At 67.7% G+C, this 14,691-nt stretch carries 14 protein-coding genes and 2 pseudogenes; 9 read left to right on the forward strand and 7 right to left on the reverse strand.

The genetic code is table 11. The features are described from left to right. Positions 1–4: 4 nt before the first annotated feature. From G6N67_RS30120 to G6N67_RS38850, 6 genes and pseudogenes are all read left to right on the forward strand, one after another. Complete coding sequence (locus tag G6N67_RS30120; RefSeq protein WP_235684071.1) at positions 5–1,546, forward strand: ABC transporter substrate-binding protein; 1,542 nt, start codon at positions 5–7, stop codon at positions 1,544–1,546. Beyond that, positions 1,531–2,481, forward strand: a complete 951-nt coding sequence (locus G6N67_RS30125) for an ABC transporter permease (protein ID WP_235684072.1) — start codon at positions 1,531–1,533, stop codon at positions 2,479–2,481. The genes G6N67_RS30120 and G6N67_RS30125 overlap by 16 nt, the downstream gene beginning before the upstream one ends. After that, positions 2,478–3,266, forward strand: a complete 789-nt coding sequence (locus tag G6N67_RS30130) for an ABC transporter permease subunit (RefSeq protein WP_036441553.1) — start codon at positions 2,478–2,480, stop codon at positions 3,264–3,266. The genes G6N67_RS30125 and G6N67_RS30130 overlap by 4 nt, the downstream gene beginning before the upstream one ends. Continuing rightward, positions 3,263–4,291: pseudogene (locus tag G6N67_RS30135) on the forward strand (ATP-binding cassette domain-containing protein); the annotation flags it as partial. The gene G6N67_RS30130 and the pseudogene G6N67_RS30135, both read left to right, overlap by 4 nt. 31 nt (positions 4,292–4,322) lie before the next feature. Continuing rightward, a pseudogene (gene glnQ, locus G6N67_RS39745) lies at positions 4,323–4,403 on the forward strand (glutamine ABC transporter ATP-binding protein GlnQ); the annotation flags it as partial. 33 nt (positions 4,404–4,436) lie between these two features. After that, positions 4,437–4,637: an ATP-binding cassette domain-containing protein gene (locus tag G6N67_RS38850; protein ID WP_051579257.1), complete on the forward strand. Its 201-nt coding sequence runs from the start codon at positions 4,437–4,439 to the stop codon at positions 4,635–4,637. Here the strand turns inward: G6N67_RS38850 and G6N67_RS30145 are convergent. After that, on the reverse strand, positions 4,615–4,977 hold the full coding sequence (locus G6N67_RS30145; RefSeq protein ID WP_036441556.1) for a hypothetical protein: 363 nt from the start codon (positions 4,975–4,977) through the stop codon (positions 4,615–4,617). The two genes, G6N67_RS38850 and G6N67_RS30145, sit on opposite strands and share 23 nt — an antisense overlap. A 55-nt stretch (positions 4,978–5,032) precedes the next feature. Between G6N67_RS30145 and G6N67_RS39550 the strand changes: the two genes are divergently transcribed. After that, positions 5,033–5,167 (forward strand): hypothetical protein, encoded by a 135-nt coding sequence (locus G6N67_RS39550; RefSeq protein WP_268951225.1) that lies wholly within the window; start codon positions 5,033–5,035, stop codon positions 5,165–5,167. Between the two features lie 4 nt (positions 5,168–5,171). Here G6N67_RS39550 and pgl read toward each other — a convergent pair whose 3' ends face one another. The 5 genes from pgl to tkt are packed head-to-tail and all read right to left on the reverse strand — an operon-like array spanning position 5,172 to position 11,582. Continuing rightward, a complete protein-coding gene (gene pgl / locus G6N67_RS30150) occupies positions 5,172–5,879 on the reverse strand; it encodes a 6-phosphogluconolactonase (protein ID WP_036441559.1) in 708 nt (235 codons plus the stop codon). Continuing rightward, complete coding sequence (gene opcA, locus G6N67_RS30155; RefSeq protein ID WP_036441562.1) at positions 5,872–6,783, reverse strand: glucose-6-phosphate dehydrogenase assembly protein OpcA; 912 nt, start codon at positions 6,781–6,783, stop codon at positions 5,872–5,874. The genes pgl and opcA overlap by 8 nt, the downstream gene beginning before the upstream one ends. A 28-nt stretch (positions 6,784–6,811) precedes the next feature. Continuing rightward, positions 6,812–8,359 (reverse strand): glucose-6-phosphate dehydrogenase, encoded by a 1,548-nt coding sequence (gene zwf, locus G6N67_RS30160; RefSeq protein ID WP_036441563.1) that lies wholly within the window; start codon positions 8,357–8,359, stop codon positions 6,812–6,814. Then, complete coding sequence (tal, locus tag G6N67_RS30165; RefSeq protein WP_036441566.1) at positions 8,356–9,471, reverse strand: transaldolase; 1,116 nt, start codon at positions 9,469–9,471, stop codon at positions 8,356–8,358. The genes zwf and tal overlap by 4 nt, the downstream gene beginning before the upstream one ends. 20 nt (positions 9,472–9,491) lie before the next feature. Beyond that, positions 9,492–11,582 carry a transketolase gene (tkt, locus tag G6N67_RS30170; RefSeq protein ID WP_036441569.1) on the reverse strand — a complete coding sequence of 697 codons (2,091 nt, stop codon included), beginning with the start codon at positions 11,580–11,582 and terminating at the stop codon, positions 9,492–9,494. A 237-nt stretch (positions 11,583–11,819) separates the two neighbouring features. Here tkt and G6N67_RS30175 point away from each other — a divergent pair, with 237 nt between their 5' ends. Both G6N67_RS30175 and G6N67_RS30180 read left to right on the forward strand, forming a co-directional pair. Beyond that, positions 11,820–12,743, forward strand: coding sequence for a heme o synthase (locus tag G6N67_RS30175; RefSeq protein ID WP_036441571.1), 924 nt, complete (start codon positions 11,820–11,822; stop codon positions 12,741–12,743). Positions 12,744–12,778: 35 nt separating this feature from the next. Then, complete coding sequence (locus tag G6N67_RS30180; protein WP_163642543.1) at positions 12,779–13,708, forward strand: DUF1254 domain-containing protein; 930 nt, start codon at positions 12,779–12,781, stop codon at positions 13,706–13,708. Here the strand turns inward: G6N67_RS30180 and G6N67_RS30185 are convergent. After that, entirely contained in the window at positions 13,705–14,679 is a 975-nt protein-coding gene (locus G6N67_RS30185) for a quinone oxidoreductase family protein (protein WP_036442252.1), read from the reverse strand. The two genes, G6N67_RS30180 and G6N67_RS30185, sit on opposite strands and share 4 nt — an antisense overlap. Positions 14,680–14,691: the final 12 nt, after the last annotated feature.

Here is a 14,691-nt window from a genome sequence, read left to right on the forward strand (position 1 = left end):
CTCTGTGGCGGAGTTCAACCGAAGGATGTTCCTCGGGGGTTCGCTCGGCTTGGGCGCCGCCGCGGCTCTCGCTGCGTGCGGCGCCAACGACAGCGTTCCGGCAGCCGGCGGGGGAGAGCCGAAACCCGGCGGCACGTTGCGGGTGGGCGCGCTCGGTCAGGCATCCAACGTGGTGTCCGATCCGTTCGGGCTGCTCTCCAACGATTCCGACATGCTGATCATGTCGCTGGTCTACGACCCGCTCACGGTCCCCGCGAAATCGCCGAATGTGGCTCCCCGGCTGGCTGCTTCGTGGTCGGCCGACGCACGGCAGCAGACGTGGACCTTCACGCTCGTGGACGGCGCGACCTTCCACGACGGCAGTCCCGTTCGCCCCGCCGACGTCGTGTGGTCGCTCAAGACACTCGGCGGGCTCACGCCGTGGAAGGTGCCCGTCGACCTGGATTCGATCCGCCCGTCGGGGCCGAACGCGGTGACCCTGCGGACCCCGACCCCCAACAGTCAGTTGCCGTTGTTGCTGCGCCTGATGACCTTCACCGTCAAGGAAGGCAGCACCGACCGTTCGGGTTTCGTCGGGACCGGGCCGTTCCGGATGGAACGCGACAGCTACCGCGACGGCAGTGCCACGCTGGTGCGCAACGACAACTGGCACGGCGGTAAACCGCTGCTGGATCGCGTCATCGTGACAAGGTTCGAGTCCACCGATGCGATGGCCAACGCCATCCTGAGTGGTCAGATCGACGTGGCGTCGAGCGTCGGTCCACTGGCTGCCCGCAGTGCCTCCGGCAGAGGCGATCTCATCCTCGTCCGCCGCCCCAACGACCTGTCGATGCCGATCGCGATCCGAACGTCCGACGGACCGTTCACCGACCCAAGGGTGCGGGAGGCCATCCGGCTCGGTGTCGACCGCCAGGCGATGGTCGAGCAGATCCTGTCGGGCTACGGCAGCGTCGGCAATGACGTCCTTGGCACCGGCGACCCCACGTATGCGCAACGACCGCAGCGGAACCGGGATGTCAGCCGCGCGCGGAAGCTGTTGACCGAGTCCGGTTTCGATACGGGCCGAAGCTATCCGCTGATCACCAAGCGGGAGGTGTTCAACGAAGTCGAGGCCGCCCAGTTGTTCGCCGCCCAGTTGCGGGACATCGGATTGCAGATCGCCGTCGAGATCAAGGAATCGGCGGATTTCTACGACAACTACTGGGCGAAGCCGTCGGCGCCGCTGGCGACCGCGAGCTGGCCGACCAACGATTCGGTGATGTTCTTCGCCAGCAAGGTGCTGAACTCCGAATCCACCAGCAACGAAACCGCGTTCAAGCATCCCGGATTCGACGTCGCCTACCGGGCCGGTCTCGCGGCCGCTCCCGACTCTGCCGCCTACCGCGATGCCAGCGCGGATCTTCAGCAGATCCAGTTCGACGAGGGCGGTTACGTGCTGTGGGGGATGGCCGACGGGCTCGATGTCGCCCGGTCAACCGTCCGTAACCTCCCGGAACTCCCGGGATGGGGCCGGGCCCAACTCGAGCGCACGTGGATCGAATCGTGAAGCGCGGCGGCCGGATGGCCGCCGACCTGCTCAACCGTGTCGCCATGCTTCTGGTGGTGTTGTTCGGGGTGACGGCGGCCATGGCGCTGCTGCCGGGCAACGGTGTGCGCGCTGTGCTGGGCCGCGACGCCACCGAAGCCGAGGTGCATGCCCGCACGCAGGAACTCGGACTGGACCGGGCGGTCCCGTTCCGATTCTGGGAGTGGCTGTCCGGACTTGCGCAGGGCGATTTCGGCACCACTCTGCGTGGTGAGCCCGTCGGCGCCCTGCTCGCGGCCAAACTTCCGAACTCGTTGATCCTCATGGGTGTTTCGATGCTCGTCACCGTGGTCGGCGCGAGCGCGCTTGCCGTGTGGTGGAGCAGCGGCGGCCCGCCGGGCGTGCAACGCGTCTTGTCGGTGGCCACGATTGTCGTGATCGCGCTGCCCGAATTCGTCGTCGCGACGCTCGCGATCCTGGTGTTCGCGCTCGTACTGGACGTGCTGCCCGCGGTGACTGTGCAGGATTCCTCCGGTGCCCCGCGCAATGCCTCGATGTACGTGTTGCCGGTAGTCGCCCTTGCATTACCTCAGATCGCCTGGAATGCACGGGTTTTCGTCGCGGCAATTGACGAGGCGCGGGCGACGCCGCATGTCCACGCCGCCGAGGTCGACGGCGTCGGTGAGACGGCGCTGTTTCTGCGGTACATCGTGCCACGGGCTCTGCCGACCATGATCGCTTCGCTGGCCACCACGGTGGGGATGATCGTCGGCGGGTCCGTGGTCGTGGAGTCGCTGTTCAATTTCCCAGGTGTCGGAGCTGTGCTGGCGGGATCGGTCGGAACCCGGGACGTCAACGTCGTCGCAGCGGTGGTCGCCGGTACGGGTGTGGTGATCCTGGTGCTGCTGTTCGTCGCCGACGTTGTGCGCGACTGGTCGAGGGCGCGCATCTCATGACCCGGCGCCGATGGTTGCCGGTAGTGCCCGCCGTCGTGGTGCTCGCGCTGGTGGCGCTCGGCCGGCTGGTGGCACCCGACGTGACGGGTGGGGGTGTGCCGTTCGCTGCCCCGTCCGCGTCGCATTGGCTCGGAACCGACGCGCGCAGCCAAGACGTGCTGGCCAAACTGGTCAGCGGCGGCTGGACCCTGGCGCTCGTCGCGGCGGTGATCGCCGTTGGGGTGACGGCGTTTTCGGCGGCACTCGGTGCCGTGGCCGCGCTGCGACCCAAACTCGCCGCCGCCGTCAGTTGGGCGACCGACGCCACCATGCTGGTGCCGCCGGTGCTGCTCATGCTGCTGGTGCTGGTGTCCTGGCCGGACGGTGGACTGTGGGCACTCATCGCGCTCGCGGTGCTGGTCGGCATCCCTTACACCACACGTGTGCTTGCCGGCGCGGCCGCGCCGGTGGTGGCCGGCGGGTACGTCCAGGTGGCGGAGGCGGCCGGGGAACGGCTGCCGTATCTGGTGTTCGCCGAAGTGCTGCCGAACTTGCGTGACACCATCGCGACCCAGTTGGGCCTGCGGTATGTCGAGGCGATCTACGTGGTGAGCACCGCGGCCTTCCTGCAACTCGTCCCGTCCGTCGGGTCGGCGAACTGGGCTGTGATGGTGCGCGAGAACGCGTCCGGAGTGCTGCTCAACCCGGCGGCCGTCGTAGGCCCCGGATTGGCGATCGCCATTCTTGCGGTGGCGGTCAACGTCGCGGTTCTCGGTGGTCGATCGGAACCCGGGGCGCCGCGATGAGTCGGGTCAGGGCTCGCGGTCTCACGGTCACCGCGGCATCGGGAAACGTGCTGGCGGGCCCGGTCGACCTCGACCTGGCGGGCGGGACGGTCACGGCGCTGGTCGCGCCGTCCGGCGGTGGCAAATCGCTGGTGTGCCGCAGCCTCGTGGGCGACCTGCCGACAGGGGTGAGGCTGTCTGGTGGCCCATACGTCGACGGCGTGGAGGTGGCGGCGCTCGGCCGCGGGCAACTTCGGCATTTCCGCCGGGATCGCGTGGCCTACGTCGGCCAGGATCCCGGGTCGGCGCTCAATCCCGCTGCGACAGTAAGCGATCTGCTGACCGAGCTGGCGCGACCCGGCGCGCCGTCGGTGCCCGCCCTTCTCGAGGTGATGCAACTGGACGGCGACCTGGCCAGGCGTCGCGCTGCCAGACTCTCGGGAGGACAGCAGCGGCGGGTCGCGCTGGCACGGGCCATGTCGCGACTGACACCGGTGTTGCTGCTCGACGAGCCGTTCGCGGGGCTGCATGCCGCGCTGCAACGCGACATCACCGAGATCATTCGGGGGTGGGCGGCCGAGCGAGATGTGGCGATCCTTGTCACGACCCACTCTGTCGAAGCCGCCGCGGCGGTCACGGACCGCATGATCGAACTCGGCGAACAAGTTTCGGCCACCCCCGCGCGTCTGAAGGCCGAGCGGCCTGACGAGGGTTCAGAGATCCTGCGCGTCAACGGGCTGACCGTGGCGTTCGGTGAGCACCGGGTTCTCGACGACGCGAGTTTGTCGTGTCGGGCGGGCACCGCGATCGCGCTCATGGGAAATTCGGGCGCGGGCAAGACGACGCTTGGTCGGGCCCTGACCGGGCAGGTGGAGGCCGCGTCTGGCGAAATCGTCGTCGGCGGAAGGGTTTTACCGCAGTCCCTCCACAAGCGTTCCCGTCGAGAAAAACTCGCGATCCAACTCGTACCGCAGAATCCGATGGCAACCCTGAACCCGCGACGCACGGTCGGCGCAACCCTGACCCGGGCCCCTCCGCACGGCCCACGACCGGCCGCCCGCCCGCAGCGTCGAGAGTCTGCTCAGCCGCGTCGGGCTCGGGGCCGACCATGCGCGGCACTATCCACACATGCTCTCGGGCGGCCAACGCCAACGTGTCGCGATCGCCCGCGCTCTCGCATACGGGCCCACGGTGCTGGTCTGCGACGAGATCACCTCGGCGCTCGACCCTGAGGCCGGCGAGGTGGTGATGGACGTGCTCCGCACCGAGATGCGTGAGCAGGGTCTCGGCGTAGTGTTGATCACCCACGACCCCGGCCTGGCCGAGCGCAATTGCGTCCGGACCCTCTACCTGGTGGACGGACGGCTCATCACAAGCGGGTGCGTTCCCTGATTGCGTTGACCACCCCGCGCACCGCGTTCTCGGCGGTCGCCAGTGGTGAGGCCACGGCCTCGCCGATGTCGACCATCGCCTCGACCCGGCTCACGATGTTCTCAAGGCGCTCGACCATGCTGATGAGCCGGGGCGCAAGTTCATCGATGCTGGTGATGGTGCTGTTGAACCGTTCGAGCGTGACGTCGAGGTCGCCGATCGACGAGTTGAGTTTGACCACCGTGCGGTCCAGGTCGATCAGCAGCGTCTCGACCTGTTCGACGGTGGCGTCGGCGTTGAGGGCCGCCTGCGTCAGGGTCTTGATCCGTCGAGCGGCCGGACGCCCGCCTCTGTCAGCCATTGGCCAATTATGTCCGGTCGGGAACCGATCGCCGTGCACCGGCGTCTGAATTGGTGTGGGGAAATTCTGCGGCTCGGGCTGGCGGTCGTGCCGCATCACGACCGACAGTCAGGCGGTCGCCGACTATCTGGCGGGATACGCCGAGGCGCTGGCCGACATTCGCGAACAGCACCCCGGCCCCGAGGATTGAGCGCCTACAGCTTGGCGGCCGCGGCCTCGTCGAGCAGCCACACCGTGCGCTCCTGGCCGACCGCACCCGCCGCGGGCACGTCGTCAGCCGAAGCGCCACCGATCGCCGCCGCCACCGCGTCGGCCTTCTCCGCGCCGGCCACCACGAGCCACACCTCGCGCGAACGTGCGACCGCGGGCAGCGTCAACGTGATGCGGCGTGGCGGCGGCTTGGGGGAGTCCGTCACACCGACCACCAGCCGGGTGGTTTCCCGCACGGCCGCGCTGTGCGGGAACAACGAATTGATGTGTCCCTCACCGCCCATGCCGAGCAGGTGTACGTCGAACTGCTCAGGCAACTCCTCGGCGTACGCGGCGGCCGCATCGTCGATGGCATCGCCGAACTCGCCGTCACTGGTGGCCATGCGGTGCACGTTGGCGGGTGGGATGTTGACCGACTCCAGCAGCGCGTCGTGCGCCTGCTGGTCGTTGCGGTCGGCGTCGCCCTGCGGGACGAAGCGGTCGTCGCCCCAGAACAGCTGAACCTTGGACCATTCGATCTCCGCGCCCGCGACGTGCCGCAGCAACGCGATGCCGACGGTGCCGCCGGTCAGCACGATGTGCGCCTCGCCGCGGGTGGCGATGGCCGACGTGATGGCCCCCACCAGGCGGGCCCCCGCGGCGGACGCCAATTGTGTTGCGTCGGCGTAAGTTTCGATCACTCGCTCAGACATATTTCACCTTGTCGATGCCCTGCAGGGCCGCCTGGTAGATCTCGTCGGCGTCGAGCCTGCGCATGTCCTCGGCCAGGCAGTCGCGGGCCTCCCTGCGGGCCAGCGGAATCGATGCTTCCGGTTTGCCGGTACGGGTCAGCTTCGCGGTGACGCCCGTCTGCGGGCGGCTCAACGTGATGGTTTCGCTGGGTCTGGTCAGTTCGACCTTGAGTTCGCCCACGGCACGCGTCACCGGACCGTCGATCCGGCTGGCCAGCCAACCGGCCAGGACGTCGAGCGCGGGCTCCTCTTTGAGCCCTGACACCAGGGCCGACGTGATCGGCTCGTATGGTGCCTGATCCACGGCTGCGGCGAGCAACGCGCGCCAATAGGTGACCCGGCTCCACGCCAGATCGGTGTCGCCCGGCGTATAGCCCTGCAGCCGGCTCTTGATGGTGGCCAGCGGATCCTCGACGTTGGTGGCGTCGGTGATCCGGCGAACCGCCAACCGGCCGAGGGGATCCTGCGCGGGCACGGCCGGTGCGATGTCCGGCCACCAGGTCACCACGGGCGTGTCCGGGAGCAGGAACGGCATCACGACGCTGCTCGCATGCCCGGCCAGCGGACCGGACAGCCGGAGCACCACCACCTCGTTGGATCCGGCGTCGCGGCCGACCCGCAACTGTGCGTCGAGTCGTGCCTCGGAGGCCAGCCGGTCACCAGGGATCACCACGATCACGCGACACGGGTGCTCACGGCTCGCGGCGTTGGCGGCCTCGATCGAATCCTCAAGCAGCGCTTCGGTGTCCGGTGCGATCACCAGGGTCAGCACGCGCCCCAGCGTGATGGCGCCGCCCTCTTCGCGCAGTGCGACGATCTTCTTGTTGATGGTCCCGGTATCGGTGTCGGGCAGATCGACGATCATAGTGTTCCGTTCCTCGCGCTAGCGCTCGTCACGGCCGCCTCCATTCCCGGCCTGTGCGGCGCAGCATCTCGAACGCCGAATCAGGGCCCCATGTTCCGGATTCGTACGGGTCGGGCTTGCCGTGGGTGGCCCAGTACTCCAGCGCGGGATCGAGGATCTTCCACGCCAATTCGACCTCGGCGTTGACGGGGAACAGCGATGGTTCGCCCAGCAGCACGTCGAGGATCAGCCGCTCGTAAGCCTCCGGCGACTCCTCGGCGAACGCCGAACCGTACGAGAAGTCCATGCTGACGTTCCGGACTTCCATGGCGTTGCCGGGTACCTTCGAGCCGAAGCGCAGCGTGATGCCCTCGTCCGGCTGTACCCGGATCACCAGCGCATTCTGGCCGAGCTCCTCGGTCATGGTCGCGTCGAACGGCAGGTGCGGTGCCCGCTTGAACACCAAGGCGATCTCGGTGACCCTGCGGCCCAGGCGTTTTCCGGTGCGCAGGTAGAACGGCACCCCGGCCCAGCGACGGGTGTCGACGTCGACCGTGATGGCCGCGAAGGTCTCGGTGGTCGACGTCTTCGAGAATCCTTCTTCGTCGAGCAGGCCCACGACCTTCTCGCCGCCCTGCCAGCCCGCGGCGTACTGACCGCGGGACGTGGTCTCGTCGAGCGGCTCGGCCAGGCGGCTGGCGGAGAGCACCTTGATCTTCTCGGCCTGCAGTTCGGCTGGGGAGAAGCTGACGGGCTCTTCCATGGCGGTCAGCGCGAGCAGCTGCAGCAGGTGGTTCTGGATGACGTCACGCGCTGCCCCGACCCCGTCGTAATAGCCTGCGCGGCCGCCCAATCCGATGTCCTCGGCCATCGTGATCTGCACGCTGTCGACGTAGTGCGAGTTCCACACCGGTTCGAACAGTTCGTTGGCGAACCGCAGCGCCAGGATGTTCTGGACGGTTTCCTTGCCGAGGTAGTGGTCGATGCGGAACACCGACGATTCCGGGAAAACGCTGTTGACCACGCCGTTGAGTTCCTCGGCGCTGGCGAGGTCGTGCCCGAACGGCTTCTCGATCACTACGCGGCTCCAGCAGCCCTCGGGCTTGTCGGCCAGGCCGGACTTCGAGAGCTGTTCGCACACCTGTGGGAACGCCTTGGGCGGAATCGACAGGTAGAACGCGTGATTGCCGCCCGTGCCGCGTTCCTCGTCGAGCTTGTGCAGGGTTTCCTTGAGCCGCTCGAACGACGCGTCGTCGTCGAAAGTGCCCTGTACGAACCGGAATCCCTCGGCGAGGCGGTCCCAGACCTCCTGCCGGAACGGCGTGCGCGCGTGTTGCTTGACCGCGTCGTAGACGATCTTGCCGAAGTCCTCGTCGGCCCAGTCACGCCGCGCGAAGCCGACGAGCGCGAAGCTCGGCGGCAGCAACCCGCGGTTGGCGAGGTCGTAGATCGCCGGCATCAGCTTCTTGCGGGCCAGGTCGCCGGTGACGCCGAAGATGACCACGGCACACGGACCCGCGATGCGGGGCATGCGCTTGTCGCGCTTGTCCCGCAGCGGGTTGACCCAGTCGACCGGCGTGCTGCTGCAGTCGCTCATTTCTTCGCGGCGTCGAGCTGGCCCTGTGTCGCGTCGAGCAGCTCCTGCCAGGACTTCTCGAACTTTTCCACGCCCTCGTCTTCGAGCACCTTGAACACGTCGGTCAGGTCGACGCCGATGGCCGCCAGCTTGTCGAACGTGTCCTGCGAGGCTGCGGCGGTGCCGCTGATGGTGTCACCGGTGATCACGCCATGGTCGGCCACCGCGTCGAGCGTCTTCTCCGGCATGGTGTTGACCGTGTTCGGCGCCACCAGCTCGGTGACGTACAGGGTGTCGGAGTACTCGGGGTTTTTGACGCCCGTCGAGGCCCACAGCGGCCGCTGCACGCGGGCGCCGTCGGCCTTGAGTGCGGCGTAGCGCTCGCCGCCGAACACCTCCTCGTAGGCGGCATAGGCCAGCCGCGCGTTGGCGACGCCGGCCTGGCCGCGCAGCGCGAGCGCGTCGGCCGAGCCGATCTTCTCCAGCCGCGCGTCGATCTCGGTGTCCACGCGGGACACGAAGAACGAAGCCACCGAATGGATCTTGGACAGGTCGTGGCCTGCCTCCTTGGCCTTCTCCAGACCGGCCAGGTAGGCGTCCATGACCGCGCGATGCCGCTCGACCGAGAAGATCAGGGTGACGTTGACCGAGATGCCCTCGGCGATCACCGCGGTGATCGCCGGCAGGCCCGCCAGCGTCGCCGGAATCTTGATCAGCAGGTTGGGCCGGTCGACGATCTTCCACAGCTCGATGGCCTGCAGGATCGTCTTGTCGGTGTCGTGGGCGAGCCGTGGGTCGACCTCGATGGACACGCGGCCGTCCACGCCGTCGGAGGCCTCGTACTGCTTGGCCAGTACGTCGCACGCGTTGCGGACGTCGTCGGTGGTGACGGTGCGGATCGTGGCATCCACGTCGGCGCCGCGTTCGGCGAGCTCTTTGACCTGAGCGTCGTAGGCCGTGCCCTTCGACAGCGCGGCCTGGAAGATCGACGGGTTGGTGGTGACACCGACCACGCTCTTGGTGGCGATCAGATCGGCCAGGTTCCCGGTCTGCAGCCGGTCACGAGACAGGTCGTCGAGCCATACGGATACACCAGCGGCACTCAGCGCCGCGAGGTTCGGGTTCTGAGTCATGAGGAAATCGCCTCTCCTGATTAGTTCTCTAGTGATCGTTGCGCGGCGGCGACGACGGCCTCCGCCGTGAAGCCGAACTCCCGGAACAGGGTCTTGTCGTCGGCCGAGGCCCCGTAGTGCTCGATCGACACGATCTCGCCGGTGTCGCCGACCAGCTTGTACCAACTCTGCGCCACGGCGGCCTCGACGGCCACGCGGGCCGACACCGACGGTGGCAACACCGAGTCGCGGTAGGACTGTGGCTGCGATTCGAACCATTCCACACAGGGCATGGAGACCACGCTCGCCTTAACGCCCTTGTCCGCCAGGATCTTCCGGGCTTCGACGGCCAACTGCAGTTCCGAGCCGGTGCCGATGATCACCACGTCGGGCGTCTCGTCCGGAGTACCGCCGAGCACGTAACCGCCACGGGCCACACCTTCTGCGCTGGTGCCTTCCAGTACCGGAATACCCTGCCGGGTCAGGATCAACCCCACCGGGCCGCTGGTCGCGCCGCGCTCCAGCACGGTCTTCCAGGCGTAGGTGGTCTCGTTGGGATCGCCCGGGCGCACCACCGCGAGGTTCGGGATGGCCCGCAGCGCCGCGAGGTGCTCGATCGGCTGGTGCGTCGGCCCGTCCTCACCCAGCCCGATCGAGTCGTGCGTCCACACGTAGATCGGGTCGATGTCCATGAGGGCCGCCAACCGCACCGCTGGCCGCATGTAGTCCGAGAACTGCAGGAACGTGCCGCCGTAGGCGCGCGTCGGACCGTGCAGCACGATGCCGGACAGGATCGAACCCATCGCGTGCTCGCGGATGCCGAAGTGCAGGGTGCGGCCGTACCAGCTCATGGTCCAGTCGTGCGTGGACTGCGACGGCGGCCCGAACGACAGCGCGCCCTTGATGGTCGTGTTGTTGCTGCCGGCAAGATCGGCCGAGCCACCCCACAATTCGGGCAGCTTCGGGCCGACGGCGGCCAGCACGGCACCCGACGCCGCGCGGGTGGCGACCGGCTTGGAATCCAGATCCCAGTGCGGCAGGTCGGCGTCCCAGCCCTCGGGCAGCTCGTGGGCCAACAGCCGGTCGAGCAGCTTCTTGCGCTCCGGTTCGCGCTCGGCCCAGGCATCGAACGAAACCTGCCACTCCTCGTGGGCCTTCTTGCCGCGGTCCACCAGTTGGCGGGTGTGTGCGATGACCTCGTCACGGACCTCGAAGCTCTTGTCCGGGTCGAAACCCAGCACCTTCTTGGTGGCGGCGACCTCGTCGGCGCCCAGCGCCGAGCCGTGCACCCCGCCGGTGTTCATCTTGGTGGGGGCGGGATAGCCGATGATCGTGCGCAACGCGATGAACGACGGCTTGTCGGTGACGGCCTTGGCGTTCGCGATGGCCTCCTCGATGCCGACCACGTTCTCGCCGCCCTCGACCTCCTGGACATGCCAGCCGTATGCGCGGTAGCGGGCCGGGGTGTCCTCGGTCAGGGCGATCTGGGTGTCGTGCTCGATCGAGATCTTGTTGTCGTCCCAGAACACGATCAGGTTGCCCAGCTCCTGCGTGCCCGCCAGCGACGACGCCTCGCTCGTGACGCCTTCCTCGATGTCACCGTCGGACGCGATCACGTAGATGTAGTGGTCGAAGGGGCTCTCCCCGGGCGCGGCGTCCGGATCGAACAGGCCCCGCTCGTAGCGGGCCGCCATGGCCATCCCGACCGCTGAGGCCAGGCCCTGTCCGAGCGGCCCGGTGGTGATCTCGACGCCCTTGGTGTGATGGAACTCCGGGTGGCCGGGGGTCTTGGAACCCCACGTGCGCAACGCCTCGATGTCGGCCAACTCCAGCCCGAACCCGCCCAGGTACAGCTGGAGGTACAGCGTCAGACTCGAATGGCCGCAGGACAGCACGAACCGGTCCCGACCGAGCCAGTGGGTGTCGCTCGGGTCGTGGCGCAGCACGCGCTGAAACAGCGTGTACGCCAGGGGAGCCAGGCTCATCGCGGTTCCCGGATGGCCGTTGCCGACCTTCTGCACGGCATCGGCAGCGAGCACCCGCACCGTGTCGACGGCCAGGCTGTCGACGTCGGTCCAGTCCGCCGGGTGATTCGGCCGCGTGAGAGCAGAAATGTCTTCGACGGTGGTCACTACCTCACTCCTAGGTTCTGCGATTGGATCGGGCGGCAGGCCGGGTTGGCGGGCTGCTCCTTCAAACACCCTAGTGCCGGGGAGTCATCCGGTGCAGGCTGGTCGCGCACGATTGGCGCACCGTTCACGCAGCGTCATTCACCCGATTCGACCCTGCGGTGCAGCGCCGGTTCGGCTGCGGTCTACCATCGTGTGTAGTAGAAGCCGCGTTGACGCCATCCCCGAGGAGTTATTTGCGTGAGCATTCGCGAGCGCCGTCTCAGCGGGGCGCCAAGCCGAATCCGCTCCACTCTTTTGGCGTATCTGGCGCTGACCAAGCCGCGTGTGATCGAGCTGTTGCTGGTCACAGCGATTCCGGCCATGCTGTTGGCCGATCGCGGCACCGTTGATCCACTGCTGATCCTCAACACGCTCATCGGCGGCATGATGGCCGCGGCCGGCGCCAACACGCTCAACTGCGTGGCCGACGCCGACATCGACAAGGTGATGAAGCGGACCGCGCGGCGACCGCTCGCCAAGGCCTCGGTGCCCACCCGGCACGCGCTGATCTTCGGCCTGGTGCTCACGGTCGCCTCGTTCGCGTGGTTGTGGTGGACGACGAATCTGCTGTCGGGCCTGCTGGGCCTGGCCACCATCGCGTTCTACGTGTTCGTCTACACCCTGTTGCTCAAACGCCGCACGTCGCAGAACGTCGTGTGGGGCGGCGCAGCCGGCTGCATGCCGGTGATGATCGGCTGGTCGGCCGTCACCGGCACCATCCAGTGGCCCGCGCTGGTGATGTTCCTGGTGATCTTCTTCTGGACACCGCCGCACACCTGGGCGCTCGCGATGCGCTACAAGGACGACTACAAGGCCGCCGGCGTGCCCATGCTGCCCGCGGTGGCGACCGAGCGGCAGGTCACCCGCCAGATCCTCATCTACACCTGGCTCACGGTCATCACCACTTTGGTGCTGGCGCTGGCCACGGGTTGGCTGTACGCGTCGGTGGCGCTGCTGGCCGGCGCCTGGTTCCTGGTGATGGCCCACCAGTTGTACTCCGGCGTCAAGCGCGGTGAGCCCGTCAAGCCGCTGCGGCTGTTCCTCCAGTCCAACAACTATCTGGCCGTGGTGTTCTGCGCGCTCGCCATCGATTCGGCATTGGCGCTTCCGACCCTGTTCTGAACCGGGCGCGTTAATTTATGGGCATGCCCCAATTGGTGAGCCCCGACAACTTCGCGCGCGCCGAATCCGACCTGTACTTCGCCAACCTCGTGCAGGACGGAGGGTTCGGGCAGTTCCTCCACATCCGGGAACTCACCCCGATCGATCACCAGGTGGTGATCCGGCAGAACCGCGACACCCTGTATTCGGCGGCGGTGTTCGACCTCGACGCCGGCCCGGTGACCGTAACCCTGCCCGACAGCGCGGGCCGCTTCATGGCGATCCAGGTCATCAGCGAGGACCACTACACGACGCAGGTCGCGTATGCGCCTGCCGAACTCACCCTGACCCGCGACGGCGTCGGCACCCGCTACGTGGTGGCGGCGGTCCGGACGCTCGTCGATCCCCGCGACGCCGCCGACCTGGCGGCCGTACACGGCCTGCAGGACGTCATTTCCGTCACGCAACGCCAGCAGGGCAGCTTCTCGGTGCCGGACTGGGATCCGGTCAGTCAGAAGACCGTGCGGGACGCGCTGGTCACCCTGGCCGGCACGCTGCCGGACACCAAGCGGATGTTCGGCACCCCCGCCGATACCGAGCCGGTGCGCCACCTGATCGGGTCCGCGAACGCCTGGGGCGGCAATCCTGAACACGACGCGCTGTATCTGACGGTGACGCCACCGGCGAACGACGGCTCGACCGTGCATCGGCTGACCGTGAAAGACGTTCCGGTGGACGGGTTCTGGTCGGTGACCGGGTACAACTCGGACGGCTACTTCACCCCGAACCCGCAGAACGCGTATTCGGTGAACAACATCACGGCGACCGCCGAACCGGACGGCACCGTGGTCATCCAGTTCGGCGGCGCCGACGCGGCCAACCTGCTGCCGATCACCGACGGCTGGAACTACGTCGTGCGGCTGTACCGTCCGCGGCCGGAGATCCTGGACGGTTCCTGGACGTTCCCGGCCGCGGAACCGGTCTAGGGCACCAACACGATCGACCCGACGGTCTTGCGGCCCTGCAGGTCGGTGTGCGCCTGTGCGGCTTCTGCCAGCGGGTAGCGGCCGCCCACGGTGATGGTGATCGTGCCGTCGGCGATCGCGTTGATCAGTTCACCTGCACGCCACGAGAATTCGTCGGGAGTGCGGGTGTAGTGGGCCAGTGTCGGGCGGGTCAGGAACACCGAGCCCGACGTGTTGAGCCGTTGCGGGTCGACCGGCGGCACCGGACCGCTGGCCGCACCGAACAGCGCCAGCGTGCCCCGCACCGCCAGGCTGGCCAGGCTCGCGTCGAACGTGGACTTGCCGACGCCGTCGTACACCGCGGCGACACCGACACCACCGGTCAGTTCACGGATCTTGTCGGCGAACTCGGCGGGGTCGTCCGGGTACTCGAGCACCTCGACCGCGCCGGCCTGCCGGGACAGTTCGGCTTTCTCGGGAGTGGACGCGGTGGTGATCACCCGGGTGCCGATACTGGTCGCCCATTGCGTGAGGATCAGTCCCACGCCGCCGGCGCCTGCGTGCAGCAACACCGTGTCCGACGGCTGCACCGGGTACGTGGACTTGATCAGGTACTGCGCCGTCATCCCCTTGAGCAGGGCAGAGGCGACCGCGTCGGCGGCCACGCCGTCGGGCACATAGGCCACGAAATCCGCTGGGGCGATGCAGTATTCGGCGTAGGCGCCGGTGGCGTTGGCGGTCACGACGCGGTCGCCGACGGCCAGGGCGGCCACGTCCTCACCGATGGCGGTGACGGTGCCGCAGACTTCGGTGCCGACAACGAAGGGTGTTTCTCTCGGATAGAGGCCCGACCGGAAATAGGTGTCGATGAAGTTGACGCCGATGGCTTCGGCCTTGATCAGTACTTCGCCGGGCCCAGGTGTGGGCTCCGGCCGTTCGACGTAGTTGAGAACTTCGGGTCCGCCGGTCTCGGCAACTTCGATGGCATGCACGCCACCTATCAT

It is taken from the genome of Mycolicibacterium mageritense, from assembly GCF_010727475.1.
In the GTDB taxonomy this organism is placed as follows: domain Bacteria; phylum Actinomycetota; class Actinomycetes; order Mycobacteriales; family Mycobacteriaceae; genus Mycobacterium; species Mycobacterium mageritense.